Genomic DNA, 888 nt, shown 5'->3' with positions numbered 1-888 from the left:
GGGCAATGAAGATAGCGACAACTATTACGGTGGCGATCCAAACAATTATTACCACCAAAACCAAGACGAGGCGGGGGTTTATGCCGCCATCACTTTCCAATTTGGTGGAGAAGAGCGAGTGGATTGTTCTCGCTTATACGAATTTGAATTGAGGGAGAGGAAGAGAGAAGAAGAGTTAGCTCAAGCAGAACATGAGCTTAAATTGCTGCAAATTGCAGCTGAGAAGTATCGTCTTCTCACAATGAAACAGATGAATACAACCTTTTCGGAGTAATGATGAATAAAGCTAAAAGACTGACATTACTAGCAGCCTGTGGTGTGCTGTCGGTATCAAGCGCATTTGCCCAGTCTCCTCGCGACGGGGACGATGAAGTAACGAGTGGTGATGTGACCTTTTCAGCTAAAGTTGAAAAGCAATGTGGTATTGATGTAACGGCAGCCGCCGCGGATCTTGCTTTTGGTGATAATTATCTCGATTCAACCGCCCAAGTAAAACTCATCAATAATGAGAAAGACGGCAAGATAGAGTTTAAAGTGGAGCCAATCAAGACAGAGGACCTAGGTGACCAAGTCACTAAAAATGATGTCCACTTTAGAGCTGAAAGTTCAGTATCGGCTGATATGAGTGCCCCAGATTGGGAAGAGGGGATTGAATTCTCGCGTGACGATCTTAGGTCAAATAACTTAGTTAACCTAGCCGCTCGAGTTTCAATAGATGACAGTAACCTCGACGCCGATGATTATGAGTTGGTGACCAATTGGATCATCGAATGTGATGATTAATAGTTAAAACCCTCGTATGAGGGTTTTAAGGTTTTATGATGAAAACAATGATATTTCTTTTTTTGGTACTCTTTCTTTCTCCTTATGCGCTCAGTCATGTTCATA

Annotated in this window: 1 protein-coding gene and 1 pseudogene; both read left to right on the top strand. The window is 42.7% G+C overall.

The annotated features are described in order from the left end of the window. A pseudogene (locus KIV40_RS35185) lies at positions 1–274 on the top strand (hypothetical protein); the annotation flags it as partial. Between the two features lie 2 nt (positions 275–276). Beyond that, the gene (locus KIV40_RS35180; RefSeq protein WP_285354118.1) at positions 277–783 is read left to right on the top strand and encodes a hypothetical protein; all 507 of its coding nucleotides are present in this window, start codon (positions 277–279) and stop codon (positions 781–783) included. Positions 784–888: the final 105 nt, after the last annotated feature.

Source organism: Vibrio sp. D173a (assembly GCF_030248475.1).
The sequence above is the reverse complement of the archived record's forward strand: the minus strand, read 5'-3'. Positions and strand labels throughout refer to the sequence as shown.

Coding starts and splice junctions, on each gene's coding strand:
- KIV40_RS35180 (WP_285354118.1), top strand. CDS start 277: ATGAATAAAGCTAAAAGACTGACATTACTAGCAGCCTGTGGTGTGCTG.